This is a genomic window from Syntrophomonas sp. (assembly GCF_028707975.1).
Classification (GTDB): domain Bacteria; phylum Bacillota; class Syntrophomonadia; order Syntrophomonadales; family Syntrophomonadaceae; genus Syntrophomonas.
Window position 1 is genome coordinate 1 of record NZ_JAQVZX010000050.1, and the last position, 14,129, is coordinate 14,129.

Annotated in this window: 11 protein-coding genes; 10 read left to right on the plus strand and 1 reads right to left on the minus strand. The window is 47.9% G+C overall.

What is annotated here, in order from left to right:
- Positions 1 to 44 precede the first annotated feature (44 nt).
- Positions 45 to 443: a Smr/MutS family protein gene (locus tag PHP87_RS07665; RefSeq protein WP_299920117.1), complete on the minus strand. Its 399-nt coding sequence runs from the start codon at positions 441 to 443 to the stop codon at positions 45 to 47.
- A 167-nt stretch (positions 444 to 610) separates the two neighbouring features.
- Between PHP87_RS07665 and PHP87_RS07670 the strand changes: the two genes are divergently transcribed.
- From PHP87_RS07670 to icd, 10 genes are all read left to right on the plus strand, one after another.
- Positions 611 to 2,701 (plus strand): ATP-dependent helicase, encoded by a 2,091-nt coding sequence (locus tag PHP87_RS07670; RefSeq protein WP_299920119.1) that lies wholly within the window; start codon positions 611 to 613, stop codon positions 2,699 to 2,701.
- 147 nt (positions 2,702 to 2,848) lie between these two features.
- On the plus strand, positions 2,849 to 4,834 hold the full coding sequence (ligA, locus tag PHP87_RS07675) for an NAD-dependent DNA ligase LigA (RefSeq protein WP_299920120.1): 1,986 nt from the start codon (positions 2,849 to 2,851) through the stop codon (positions 4,832 to 4,834).
- 304 nt (positions 4,835 to 5,138) lie between these two features.
- Positions 5,139 to 5,816, plus strand: coding sequence for a DUF554 domain-containing protein (locus tag PHP87_RS07680; protein WP_299920122.1), 678 nt, complete (start codon positions 5,139 to 5,141; stop codon positions 5,814 to 5,816).
- 109 nt (positions 5,817 to 5,925) lie between these two features.
- Positions 5,926 to 6,210: an Asp-tRNA(Asn)/Glu-tRNA(Gln) amidotransferase subunit GatC gene (gene gatC / locus PHP87_RS07685; RefSeq protein WP_299920124.1), complete on the plus strand. Its 285-nt coding sequence runs from the start codon at positions 5,926 to 5,928 to the stop codon at positions 6,208 to 6,210.
- 15 nt (positions 6,211 to 6,225) lie between these two features.
- Positions 6,226 to 7,692, plus strand: a complete 1,467-nt coding sequence (gene gatA, locus PHP87_RS07690) for an Asp-tRNA(Asn)/Glu-tRNA(Gln) amidotransferase subunit GatA (protein ID WP_299920126.1) — start codon at positions 6,226 to 6,228, stop codon at positions 7,690 to 7,692.
- On the plus strand, positions 7,685 to 9,127 hold the full coding sequence (gene gatB / locus PHP87_RS07695) for an Asp-tRNA(Asn)/Glu-tRNA(Gln) amidotransferase subunit GatB (protein ID WP_299920128.1): 1,443 nt from the start codon (positions 7,685 to 7,687) through the stop codon (positions 9,125 to 9,127). The genes gatA and gatB overlap by 8 nt, the downstream gene beginning before the upstream one ends.
- A gap of 394 nt (positions 9,128 to 9,521) precedes the next feature.
- Positions 9,522 to 10,706, plus strand: a complete 1,185-nt coding sequence (gene nifV, locus PHP87_RS07700) for a homocitrate synthase (protein WP_299920130.1) — start codon at positions 9,522 to 9,524, stop codon at positions 10,704 to 10,706.
- Between the two features lie 43 nt (positions 10,707 to 10,749).
- Complete coding sequence (locus PHP87_RS07705) at positions 10,750 to 12,000, plus strand: 3-isopropylmalate dehydratase large subunit (protein WP_299920132.1); 1,251 nt, start codon at positions 10,750 to 10,752, stop codon at positions 11,998 to 12,000.
- Between the two features lie 94 nt (positions 12,001 to 12,094).
- Positions 12,095 to 12,595, plus strand: a complete 501-nt coding sequence (locus PHP87_RS07710; protein WP_299920134.1) for a 3-isopropylmalate dehydratase small subunit — start codon at positions 12,095 to 12,097, stop codon at positions 12,593 to 12,595.
- A gap of 251 nt (positions 12,596 to 12,846) precedes the next feature.
- Positions 12,847 to 14,115, plus strand: a complete 1,269-nt coding sequence (icd, locus tag PHP87_RS07715; protein WP_299920136.1) for an NADP-dependent isocitrate dehydrogenase — start codon at positions 12,847 to 12,849, stop codon at positions 14,113 to 14,115.
- Positions 14,116 to 14,129: the final 14 nt, after the last annotated feature.

Below are 14,129 nucleotides of genomic sequence, written 5' to 3' on the forward strand. Positions count from 1 at the left end.
CTTGTTTCAATTAATGGTTAATGGTTCCCCTCACTTTCCCCATCTTATTTACTTCTTTTTTTCCGCAGTCTTCTTTCCTGACGCCCTTCAGGTGAAAAAATCCGCTGCTTCTTCTCCAGCTCTTTCCTGCCGCCGATATATTCCTTTTCTTTCCCGCGTGCGACTATTAGAGTGTGGCCTTCATCATAAGCCAGGGCTACCGGCAGGTCGGATTCTCCGTACACCACTTTGTAATCAAATTCTTTCAAGGCGGGTTCGGATTTGAGCATTCTCCTTAATTCTTGCTTGAGCACGGAGAAGTTTCGACTGCTGTGAAAACCTTTGCCATGGTTCAGATCCAACACATCCACTCCGTTTTGCATGCACCAGCTCAGGTTTTGCCTGGTTTTTTGCCGGGCCTCTTCCAGGCTCAGACCATGAAGATTCAGGCTTTGAACTTTCATTGCTTTAATACCTCCCTTGCCGGGTAATTATATTGCTTTTAATCTTAGTATAGCTTCTCTTTCAGAAGATGGAGTAGTTTTGTGTTATTATTTTAAGTATGGTTAGGGGTGGGAAGCAAGAGGATGTTTCTTTATTGCTTACGACTTATAAAGGTGGTTTATATTTTATGCAAGATGTTTTTACCGATCTAAATGAACAACAAAAAGAAGCCGTAGCTCATGTGGATGGTCCCTGTATGGTTTTAGCCGGTGCGGGCAGTGGAAAGACCAGGGTTCTCACGCGCCGGATTGTGCATCTGGTAAAGCGGGGGATTCCTCCCCATCGTATTATGGCCATTACTTTTACCAATAAGGCCGCTCAGGAAATGAGATCCCGGGTGGTTTCGATGCTTCCCGATTTCAATAGCCAGTGGATTCAGACTTTCCATTCTACCTGCAACCGCATATTAAGAATGGATATTAAAGAGTTGGGCTACCATCAAAACTTCAGTATTATTGATGATACGGAAGGCAAATTACTTATTAAAGCCATACTAAGAGAAGAAAATGACTATGAAACCAAACCGGAAGAACTGCTTTATATCTTTAAACAGGCTAAAAACAGCCTGGAAAAGCCGGAAAAGTATTTTTACAGCTTCACTGTTCCCGATTTCATAAAGGAAAGGAACTGCCGGATATTCAGACTTTATAATTCCCGGCTCAAGGAATTGAATGTGTTGGATTTCGAAGATCTCATTGTACTTTGTATCCGCCTTTTCCAAGAGAATCCGGCGGTGCTGGAGAAATACCAGGGATGGTTTCAATATATCATGGTTGATGAATACCAGGACACCAATTACTCACAGTATTTTTGGGCCCAGCTTCTGGCATCACGGCATCACAATATTTTCGTGGTAGGCGACCCGGATCAGTCTATATACAGCTGGAGGGGGGCCGAGCCCTATAATATCAAACGATTTCTGCGCGATTACCCGGATAGCCGGCTAATCAAGCTGCAAATGAACTATCGTTCCAGTGGCAATATTCTATGCGCGGCCAATGCGGTGATTTGCAATAACAAGGAGCGAGAGGAAAAACAGCTTTATACCCCAAAGGGACAAGGGGAGAAGCTGGTACATTTCTGCGCCGGGGATAGTTTTCAGGAGGCTCGTTTTATAGCTGATGAAATAAACAGCCTGGTTCGAAGTGAGAATAAGAGTTTTCGGGATTTTGCTGCTTTTTACCGTACTCATGCGCAATCCCGGGTTTTAGAAGAGGCTCTGCTCTATCGCAATATACCCTACCGTATTGTGGGAGCACGGAAGTTTTACGAACGAAAAGAGATAAGAGATATCCTGGCTTATTTGCGCCTGATTTCCAACCATAATGACCTCTTGAGTTTTGAGCGGGTTATTAATGTTCCCCGGCGGGGGATAGGAGAAAAAACCCTGACCAGGATTAAAGAGTGTTCGGCGGAGTGGGGAGTTTCTTTGTTGGATGTACTGGCTAAATCAAAGGACATCCCCGGAATAGGGCGGAAAATGCTGACGGCCATGGAGGATTTCCATGGCATGATGAAATATCTTACAGATCTGCTTGCATCAGGAGCTTCGTTGATGGAGCTTTTGGAGCAGGTAATTGAAGTGACGGGATATATCGAGGAACTTAAGAAAAGCAAAGCGGCTGATGTTGAGGCGCGGATTGAGAATTTGCAGGAGTTACGTTCCCTGGTAGTGGAATTCGAAAGAGAAGGGGGTCAGGGTTTGGAGGAATTTCTGTCCCAAACCGCCCTGGTTCAGGAAAGTGATGAGCTTGACAACTCCGAAAATGTATTGCTCATGACCCTTCACGGCGCCAAAGGTCTGGAGTTCCCGGTAGTCTTTATTACGGGTCTGGAAGAAGGAGTCTTTCCTTCTTATCGCAGCCAGACAGCTGAGGAGATGGAGGAGGAAAGAAGGCTATGCTATGTGGGCATAACCCGGGCCCAGGAAAGGCTTTATCTTAGCCATGCGATGAGCCGCCTTCTCTATGGTTATGAACGAAGTAATCCTCCCTCGCGCTTTCTTTACGAAATTCCGGAAGATCTGATGCTGTATCCTCAGCAGAAAAAGATTTCCAAACCGGTATTTCAAGCCGGAGACGAGGTCTTACATGCAAAATTTGGTATGGGAATAATATCTGAGCTAAATGAAGAGGAGCAGATTGCGGTGGTTGATTTTATTCAGGCGGGAACCAGGATGCTGCGATTGGATATTGCTCCACTGGAGAAAATAGATTAGAGACGGAAGACAGAAGGGTGGTTGAACGATTGCTAATCGTTTTTACCCATAAGTTAGAAAGTGTGATGTAGCGCGGAATACCCCCCTCTAATTACCGAACGTTTAACCACCGTTCAACCATTGTTCAAAAAGGAAGGGGGTAAAGAAATGGAGGTCAATTCCCGGATAAAGGAACTACGGGAAGAGATTCGAAAGCACGATTACCGCTATTACATTTTGGATGCCCCGTTAATAAGTGATGCTGAGTATGACCGCCAGATGCAGGAACTGAAAAAGCTGGAGGAGGAACATCCGCAATTTATTACGCCCGACTCACCTACACAGCGAGTGGCAGGCACGGCAGTGGAAAAGTTTTCCCCGACAAGGCACCGCTTTCCTTTGTTAAGCCTGGATAATGCCTTTTCCTACCAGCATTTAATGGAGTTTCACCGCCGATTAGGCCGGGTCGCCCGAAAGCTGTCATATATGGCAGAACTGAAAATAGACGGAGTTTCCATAGCCCTGGTTTATGAAAACGGGGTTTTGTTAAATGCTGCCACCAGAGGGGATGGGCTGGTGGGAGAGGATGTGACGGCCAATATCAGAACGATAAAGGCTATCCCGCTCCGCTTGCGCGATCCCCTTCCCCGGCTGGAAGTGCGTGGCGAAATATTCATGCCGAAACAGGAGTTTCTCCGGCTGAATGAGGAAAAAGAAGAAAAAGGGGAGAGGGTCTTTGCCAATCCCCGTAATGCTGCTGCTGGTTCCCTGCGGCAACTCGATCCCCGAGTGACCGCTAGCCGGGCTCTGTCCGCTTTCATTTATGACATCATTTATGTGGAAGCCAACCCTCTGGTTGAACAAGAAGAGGCCTTGCGTTTTCTACAGGAGCAGGGCCTGCCGGTAAACCCGGAAGCTCGCTTCTGTGCTGATATTGAGGCTGTTTTAGCCTATAGTGAGGAATATGCTGAAAAGAGGCATGAGCTTCCCTACGAGATAGATGGGGTGGTAGTCAAGCTCAATACCTTTGCTGAGCGCGAAGAGTTGGGGTCTACTGCCAGGAGTCCTCGCTGGGCCATGGCCTACAAATTCCCCGCTGAAGAAAAAGAGACCCGGCTGCTGGGCGTGGAAATCAATGTGGGGCGAACAGGAATTATCGCTCCCACTGCCTTGTTGGAACCGGTATTACTGGCTGGAACTACGGTCAGCCGGGCCAGTATGCACAACTTTGACCTGCTTAGAGAAAAAGATCTGCGTATCGGCGATATGGTCTTGATTCACAAAGCGGGAGATATCATTCCGGAAATTATTAGCTCTCTCCCGGAGAGAAGAAGGGGAGAGGAACGGACGATAATGCCCCCGGAAAACTGTCCGGCTTGTGATAGCAAGGTAGTCCGTTTCGCTGGGGAAGTGGCTTATCGTTGCGAAAACATCAACTGCCCAGCCCGGCTTAAGGAAAGCCTTATCTTTTTTGCTTCCCGTGGGGCTATGGATATCGATGGACTGGGTCCAGCTGTAATTGAGCAATTGGTAAACAGAGAAATGGTAAAAGGGATTGACGACTTATATCGCCTGAGCGAACAGGATATCAGCTTATTGGAAAGAATGGGGCCAAAATCGGCGGCAAATCTGATAAAAGCTATTACAGAGAGCAAGTCCCGTCCTCTCTCCCGCTTGCTTACCGCTTTGGGAATAAGGCATATTGGAGCGAAGAGCGCTAAAATTCTAAGCCGTCATTTTCATGATATAGATGATTTTTATAAGGTTGGTGTAGAGAAACTAACCAGCATTCCGGAAATCGGGTCCAAGATGGCCGAGTCTGTTATTAATTTCTTTGCCGAGCCCCGGAATCGGGAGACCATAGAAAACCTGAAAGCCCTGGGGGTCAATACCCGGGAGGCGGTCTATGAGGCTGGGGAGCAGTTGCTGCAGGGAAAGACCTTTGTACTTACTGGCACCCTGCCTGGCCTGACCCGCCAGCAGGCCAGCGAGATGATTGAAAGCCGGGGAGGAAAAGTGAGCAGCAGTGTCAGCAAGAAAACCTCCTATGTAGTGGCTGGCGATGATCCGGGCAGCAAGCTGGACAAAGCGTTGCAACTGGGATTGACCATACTGGATGAAGAAGGTTTCTTAAACCTGCCGGGATTATCTTAGGCGCACCGGGAAAAGAAAAGTGAGGAGTAAGGGGTGAGGGGTTTAATTTATTTCCTGCTACATCTTACCATTCAAGCCCCTACTAAATCACTTTTTATCGGTGGTTGTGGCCCTGCACCCTGCACCCTGCACCCTTCACCCTTCGGGTACTCCTAGTGTTCCATCCTTCGGATGTCACTATTTAAGGTTGCGGGCATGGGGGGTTCCACTGCAAAAACCTCTTTTATAGCATAAGGGTTGTAATTTTTTGCAGTAGAGTCAGTTTAAAAATCTTGTGATGGGAGGAATTGCAGGTGAAGAAGCGGTGACCGGTACCTTTATCAATGCTGGGGCCATTGTAGTGGCTGGAGCCATTGGGCTGTTATTGCGCCGGGGGATACCGGAAAACATTTCACGCTCCCTGCAGGATGCCATGGGCCTCCTAATCCTGATAATCGGAATTCAATACGGGCTCAAGACCGAAAGCCTGGTAGTTGTTGGCCTTAGCCTGGCTCTGGGAACAGTATTCGGCGAATGGAGAAATTGGGAGGGTAAGCTGGAAAGCGCCGGGAAAAGGCTGGAAAGGCTGCTGGGGCAGGAAGAGAACTTCTTTGTAAAGGGCTTTGTTTCCGCCACCCTGGTCTTTTGTGTAGGCGCAATGGCTATTCTGGGAGCTTTGCAGGACGGCTTGACCCATAATTATGATATACTGCTGGTAAAATCCATGTTGGACGGAATAATGGCTATGATATTTGCAGCCAGCATGGGTATAGGGGTGCTTTTTTCCGCCCTCCCCCTCTTGCTATACCAGGGTGCCATCAGCCTGGGGGCAGGATTCCTAAAGCCATTTCTTACTGATCCCGTCATCAATAACCTCACCGGTTTGGGAGGGATTATAATAGCTGGAATAGGCCTCAACACTTTGGGGTTAGCCCGCATCCGGCTGGCGAACCTGCTCCCCGGTCTTTTGCTGATTCCGCTGCTGATGCTTTTGTTTAAGTGAGGAGTAGCCTTGTATACATGCCTCTTTACCAGTAAAATTATTAGTTTTAGACCGGGGCATTTGATATAATATTGAACATAAATGTTTTATGCGATAAGGGGGTAGCTTGATGGCGCTTTCGCTCGAAGAAGTAAATCATGTGGCCACGCTGGCTCGTCTGGCCTTAAGCGAAGATGAGAAAACCGCCCTGGCGGAACAATTAAGTTTAATTCTGGCTTATGTGGAAAGACTGAACGAGCTTGACACCGGGGAGATAGAGCCTTTGATCCATATATTGCCTGTCTTTAATGTTTTGCGTAAAGATGAGACCCTTCCTGGTTCCTCCCAGGAAGAGATTCTGGCCAATGCGCCCCTGGTAGAAGAAGGCCAGTACAAGGTTCCCAGGATAATTTAGGGGAGGTTTTCGCCAGTGGATTTATATAAGTTTACTATACATGAATTGCAGGATAAACTGCAGGCCGGGGAAATATCTTCCGAGGATATAGTAAAATCCCTTTTTTCCCGGATCGCCGATATGGAAGATAAAGTACAGGCCTTTATTACGCTATGCGAAGCAGCAGCTTTAAAAAGCGCACGCGGGATTGATGGTGAGGGTCAATATGGTGGAATTAAAGGTATTCCCTATGGTTTAAAAGACCTTTTCTGTACCCGGGGCATTAAAACTACCTGTGCTTCACGGATGCTGGAAAATTTTGTACCCAGCTATGAATCTACCGCCAGTTGCCGCCTCAATGAAAAGGGTGGGATACTCTTGGGCAAATTAAACCTGGATGAGTTTGCCATGGGTTCCTCCACCGAGCAATCGGCCTTTTTCCCTAGCCGCAACCCCTGGGACTGGGAAAGGGTACCCGGAGGTTCATCTGGTGGTTCCGCTGCCGCTGTAGCCGCTGGGGAAATACCTTATGCCCTGGCCAGCGATACCGGAGGTTCCATTCGCCAACCGGCTTCCTATTGCGGCATAGTAGGACTGAAGCCCACCTATGGACGGGTTTCCCGCTGGGGGGTGGCCGCTTTTGCTTCTTCCCTGGATCAGGTAGGTATATTGTCCCGTGATGTACGCGATTGCGCCCTGATACTAGAAATTATTGCCGGCAAGGATCCACTGGATTCAACCAGCGCTGACATCGAAGTTCCTAATTATAGCGCTTTTTTGGATGGAGAAGTAAAAGGGATGAGAATAGCCTACCCCCGGGAGTATTTCCGCCAGGGGGTGGCGGAGAGTACCCGGGCAGCCGTAATGAAAGCCCTGCATAAGTTCGAAGAATTAGGTGCCATAGTGGAAGAGGTCTCGTTACCGCACAGCGAATATGCTTTGCCAGCTTACTACATTGTGGCTCCAGCTGAGGCCAGTACCAACCTGGCCCGTTTTGATGGAGTAAGATACGGCCTGCGCGATAGCGAAGCCGATAATGTGGCAGATATGTTTTCCTCCTCTCGAGCTCAGGGATTTGGGCCGGAAGTAAAGAGAAGGATAATGCTGGGAACCTATGCTTTGAGCTCTGGTTATTATGATGCTTATTACCTTAAAGCCTTGAAGGTGAGAAGATTGATAGCCCAGGATTTCGAAAAGGTTTTCCGGGATTTTGACCTCATAGTATCACCAACTACTCCGACTACAGCTTTCAAACTGGGAGAACAGATTGATGATACCCTGACCCTGTATTTGAACGATGCTCTTACCGTTCCGGTAAACATGGCCGGACTACCTGGGATTTCGATTCCCTGTGGGTTGGATAATGATGCATTACCGGTGGGAATGCAGCTTATTAGCTGGGCCTTTGATGAGGCCACCCTTTTTAAAGCCGCCTATGCCTTTGAGCAAAATACAGATTATCACCGGCTTACACCGGTTTCGGGGGGTGGAATTAATGGCTAAAGAATTTGAGACGGTAATTGGACTGGAAGTACACGCGGAATTAAAAACGGAGTCCAAGATTTTCTGTTCTTGTTCCACGGCTTTCGGCTCTGAACCCAATACGCAGGTTTGCCCGTTTTGTGCAGGCTTTCCCGGCGCTTTGCCGGTGCTGAATGAAAAGGTGTTGGAGCTGGCCATTAGAACGGGGATAGCTTTAAATTGTGAAATACCGGAATATTGCAAGTTCGACCGGAAGAACTATTTTTATCCCGACCTGCCGGCGGCTTATCAGATTTCCCAGTTTGACCAGCCCATCTGTAAAAATGGTTATTTGGAAATAGATGTGGACGGGAAAGAAAAGAGGATAAGAATAAACCGGGCCCATATGGAGGAGGATGCGGGGAAACTCGTGCACCAGGGTGATATAACTACCACCCCCTTTTCTCTGGTGGATCTCAACCGTTGTGGTATAGGCCTCTTGGAGATAGTATCGGAGCCGGATATGCGCAGTGCACGTGAAGCCCGGGCCTACCTGGAAAAACTGCGATCCATTTTATTATTTGCCGGGGTATCCGATTGCAAGATGCAGGAAGGATCCCTGCGCTGTGATGCCAATGTATCGGTACGACCGACAGGACAAAAAGAACTCGGTACCAGAAGCGAAATCAAGAATCTGAATTCCTTCCGCGCGCTGGAACGAGCTATCGAATATGAAGCCAGGAGACATATAGAAGCCATTGAAGATGGCGAGGAGTTGGTACAGGAAACCAGAACCTGGGATGAGGAGAAACAGCTCACCCGCTCCATGCGCTCCAAGGAAGAAGCCCATGATTACAGGTATTTTCCAGACCCTGATTTGCCCCCCCTTAAAATAAGCCGGGAATGGATAGAAGAGATACGCAGCCAAATGCCAGAGTTGCCCGATGCGGCACGGGAAAGACTGGTGGAGACTTACGGCCTTCCCCATTATGATGCGGCCATACTTACAACCACCCCGGATTACCTCGAATATTTTGACCGGGTAATAAGACTCTATCCCGATGCCAAACTGGTTTCCAACTGGATGATGGGCGAGTTAAACAAGTATTTGAACCAGACCAATAGGGAAATATCCGATTGCTTGATCAAAGCGGAGAATCTAGCGGAAATGCTCCAGCTTATAGATGCGGGGACTATCAGCGGCAAGATGGCCAAGAGCGTATTCGAAGAAATGTTCAATAGCGGCAAGACTGCTCCAGAAGTAGTAAGGGAAAAGGGTTTGGTGCAGATATCAGATGAAAAGGCTCTTTCTGATATTATAGAGAGTATTATCAACGACAACCCGAAAGTAGTGGAGGATTATTGCAATGGCAAGGGAAAAGCCTTTGGTTTTCTGGTCGGTCAGGTTATGAAGGCCACCAGGGGTCAGGCCAATCCCGCCGTTGTAAATAAATTGCTAAAAGAAAAGTTGGATTGAAGAATTCTTTGACATAAACCAGCGCAACTCTGCTACAAAAACTTTTTTGCTTGTAGCCAGGGTTGCATAAATATGTAGGCAAAACATTTTTTGCAGTTGATGTCACTGCAAAAAGTAATAAATATGCATTATTGTGCATAAATATACCGCTCAGCTACCTTAATAGCGACTGCAAGGTATGTAGGGAACGACCCCCGTGTCGTTCCGAATCAAGCGCAACACCCTAAATAGCGACTGCAAGGCATTGTAAGGGCGGTCTTCGACCGCGCGCTTTCACCTTCGCCAACGCTCGTTTTGTATATTCATGCAACCCTTATGCAACAAAAAGGTTTTTTTGCAGTAGAGTCACAGTTACATCATAATTTTTAATAGTCAAATTCAGGGAGGGGAATTGATGATACATTCAAGTATGAACAAAGATTGGTTTCTGGAGGAAGGAGCCCGGGTTAATATTGTGGATACCACCCTGCGGGATGGAGAGCAGACGGCTGGCGTGGTCTTTGCCAACAATGAAAAAATCCAGATTGCCAAGTATCTCGATCAGGTTGGAGTAGACCAGATAGAAGCCGGTATCCCGGTCATGGGCGGATTCGAGAAGGAATGCATCAAAGAGATAGTTGCTTTGGGTTTAAAATCCAGCATAATGGCCTGGAACCGGGCCGTAATCTCCGATATCAAGGAGTCTCTGGACTGCGGGGTGGATGCCGTGGCTGTATCCATATCCACCTCGGATATTCACATCGAACACAAGCTGCAAACCACACGCCAGGATGTATTGAACCGGATGTCTGACGCAGTCAAATTTGCCAAGGACAAAGGGCTTTATGTATCCGTAAATGCCGAAGATGCATCCCGTTCCAATATTGATTTCCTGACCGAGTTTGCCCTGTTGGCCAAACGCTCAGGAGCTAACCGTTTGCGTTTTTGCGATACCGTGGGGACTTTGACCCCCCTGGCCGCTTTTCGCTATATCAAGATCTTGATTGACGCTGTGGGTATTGACATAGAGATGCATACGCATAATGACTTCGGGATGGCTACCGCCAACGCCCTGGCCGGAGTTTATGCTGGTGCCAATTATGTCGGCGTTACCGTCAACGGACTGGGTGAAAGAGCCGGCAATGCCTGTTTGCAGGAAACAATTATGGGACTCAAGTATCTGATGAATGTAAATCTTCCCTATAACACCACCATATTTCGGGAAGTGGCCGAATATGTAGCCCAGGCTTCGGGCCGGGTTTTACCCGTCAGCAAGCCCATAGTGGGCTCCAGCATCTTCGCCCATGAATCCGGTATTCACGGTGATGGGGTGCTGAAAAACCCGCTTAATTACGAAGTGTTCACTCCCGAAGAAGTTGGTTTGGAGAGACAGATTGTAATTGGTAAACATTCGGGCACTGCCGCAGTCCGCTCGAAATTCACCCGCGAATACAATATTGAACTGGGCGATGAAGAGGCCGATCAGATCTTGGCCCGGGTTCGGGAAATGTCCATTGAACTGAAACGCTCTCTTTTTGACAAAGAGTTGATGTATATATACGAAGAGCTTCATGGGAAAAGCAGAGCTGGAAACGAGTAAGATTTCATCGAAATTCAATTTTTATTAGGAGGATTTGATTGCATTGGGGAAAACAATTGCGGAGAAGATTTTATCCCAAAAGAGCGGCAAGGATGTCAAAGCCAATGACATTGTAGTAGCTGATCTCGATTTTATCATGGGACAGGACGGAACGTCGCCTTTGGCCATAAAGGCCTTTCAAGAAATGCAGGCCCAAAGGGTATTTGACCCGGCCCGCATTGCCATGGTTATCGATCACAGTGCCCCCAGTCCCCTGGAAGGTGTCTCTGAGCTGCATCGCCAGATGCGGAGTTTTGCCGGGGAACAGGGGATATGCTTTTATGATATAGGAGATGGGGTATGCCACCAGTTGATGCCTGAGCAGGGACATGTAGTCCCCGGCAACCTGGTAATCGGGGCCGACTCCCACACCTGTACCTATGGAGCCATTAATGTCTTTTCCACTGGAGTAGGCTCCACTGATCTGGCTGCCGGCCTTATTTCCGGCAAGCTATGGTTCAAGGTTCCGGAAACCTTCAAGTTTGTTTTAAATGGCCAGCTTCCTGCCGGCGTTTATTCCAAGGATTTGATTCTCCACCTGATTGGAGATATTACGGCTGATGGTGCTACCTATATGGCGGCGGAATATGTCGGAGAAGCCATAGCCGACTTATCGGTGGAGGCTCGTTTTACTATAAGTAATATGGCTATTGAGATGGGAGCCAAAGCTGGTCTTATGGAGGCCGACCTGAAAACCATGGACTGGGTTAAACAGCATAGCACTAAGAGTTTTACCGTTGTTAAAGCCGATGCTGATGCCGTCTATGCCCGGGTAAAAGAATATGATGTTTCCTGCTTGGATCCACAGGTGGCGAAGCCCCACACGGTAGATAATGTTTCCCCTATTGGGGAGGTGGCAGGCATTCCCATACAGCAGGGAGTAATTGGCACCTGTACCAACGGACGCATGGAAGATCTGCGCATTGCCGCTGGCATACTCCAGGGCAGAAAAGTCAAAAGCCGTTTGATCATAGCTCCTTCTTCCCGGCAGGTGATGCTTCAGGCCATACGGGAGGGGCTGATAGAAATATTCCTTGAATCCGGGGCAGCAGTAGTAACCCCTGGTTGTGGACCCTGTGTAGGCACCCATAACGGCGTTCCCTCCGATGGGGAAAATGTAATATCCACCGCCAACCGCAATTTCAAGGGCCGGATGGGAAACAATCGTGCTTTTGTATACCTGGGCTCACCGGCTACAGTGGCTGCATCGGTAATTAAGGGAGAAATCAGCGATCCGCGGGAATATCTGCGCTAGCAGTCTGTGCTACAGTTCTCAAGAACAAAGATCAGCGGAGCAAAGTGGGGAATAGAAATAGAGAAGCAAGGATATTAAAAGGAGATTGAGAAGCATGGATTTAAAAGGACAGGTACACAAATTCGGGGATGATGTCAACACCGATTATATTATATCAGGCCGCCACAAGTTTAAAACCCTGGATATGAAGGAACTGGCCAAATATGTGATGGAGGACCTGGACCCCGAATTCTATAGCAAAGTTAAAGCCGGAGATTTTATAGTAGCTGGGAGCAATTTCGGCTGTGGTTCCTCACGGGAACAGGCTCCTCTGGCTATTATCAATGCCGATATCAGTGCGGTAGTGGCCAAATCCTTCGCCCGCATTTTCTATCGCAACTGTATCAACACCGGATTACCCCTGATTGAATGTGACACCGATCAGATTGATGAAGGGGATGAGCTCGAAGTCGACCTGCAAAAAGGTGTCTTGTATAACCTTAGCAAAGGTATAGAGATTGCTATTACACCTTTGCCGGAAGTAATGCTGAAAATCCTGTCTGATGGAGGCCTGGTAGAGCACTTCAAAAAATACGGAGCCTTTAATTTTGACTAACCCCTAGGCCCACAACCTTAGTGATAAAAACCCATAGGGTTGAGGACACAACCATGGATGAAAAAATAAGGGTATAACCGGAGGCTTTTTGAGATTTACGCAGATATATTATGATTTATACAGATTGAATCAGTGCCGGGTAGAAGTGCTTGAACAGTGAGATGCAACAGGGGAAGACCTTGCCCCCTCACTCCTCACTTCTAAACTAACCAGGAAGCAACTTTAATTATAATTTAGGAGGAGATTCGCAAATGTCAATAGGAGAGAAAATCAGAGTTGAAGATGGAGTGTTAAAGGTACCGGATCATCCGATTATTCCTTTTATTGAAGGTGATGGAACCGGTCCTGATATATGGGCGGCCGCTTCCCGGGTGCTGGAGGCAGCGGTGGAAAAGGCCTATAAGGGACAGAAAAGCATTGTATGGAAAGAGGTACTGGCCGGGGAGAAGGCCTTTCAGCAGACCGGAGAATGGTTGCCTCAGGAGACTATCGATACCATAAGGGAATATATTATTGCTATCAAAGGACCTTTGACTACTCCAATAGGAGGAGGTATCCGTTCCCTGAATGTAGCTCTGCGGCAGGAACTGGATTTATATACCTGCCTTCGTCCCGTACGCTATTTCGAGGGGGTACCTTCGCCGGTTAAACGCCCCGAAGATACCGATATGGTTATATTCCGTGAGAATACCGAGGATATTTATGCCGGAATTGAGTATCCCCGCGGCTCCGAGGAAAGCGATAAACTCTTAAAGTTTCTGCAGGAGGAATTAGGGGTTAAAAATATTCGTTTCCCCGGCAGCTCCGGTATCGGTATAAAACCGGTGTCAGAAGAAGGAAGCAAGCGCCTGGTTCGGGCCGCCATCAAATATGCATTGAGTGAAGGGCGGCGCAATGTTACCCTGGTGCACAAGGGGAATATCATGAAATATACCGAAGGAGCCTTTAAACAGTGGGGCTATGACCTGGCCGAAACCGAGTTTGGCGATAAAGTGTTTACCTGGGATCAATATGACCGGATAAAAGAAGAAAAAGGGACAACTGTTGCCGACCAAGCTCAGAAAGAGGCGGAGGAAGACGGCAAGCTGATTATAAAAGATGCCATAGCCGATATTTTCCTGCAGCAAATCCTGACCCGACCGGCTGAATTTGATGTCGTGGCTACCCTTAATCTTAATGGTGACTATATATCGGATGCTTTAGCGGCCCAGGTGGGAGGAATCGGCATTGCACCGGGGGCCAATATTAATTATGTTACCGGCCATGCTATTTTTGAGGCTACTCATGGCACCGCCCCTAAATATGCCGGTCTGGACAAGGTCAATCCCTCATCTGTGATACTGTCGGGTGAGCTTATGCTACGGCATCTGGGATGGGATGAAGCTGCGGACCTGATTATTGCGGCTATAGGAAAGACCATTGCCAGCAAAGTGGTAACCTATGATTTTGCCCGTCTTATGGAGGATGCTCAGGAAGTCAAATGTTCCGGATTCGCTGATGCGCTGATAGCGAATATGTAAAAACGGAAGACGGA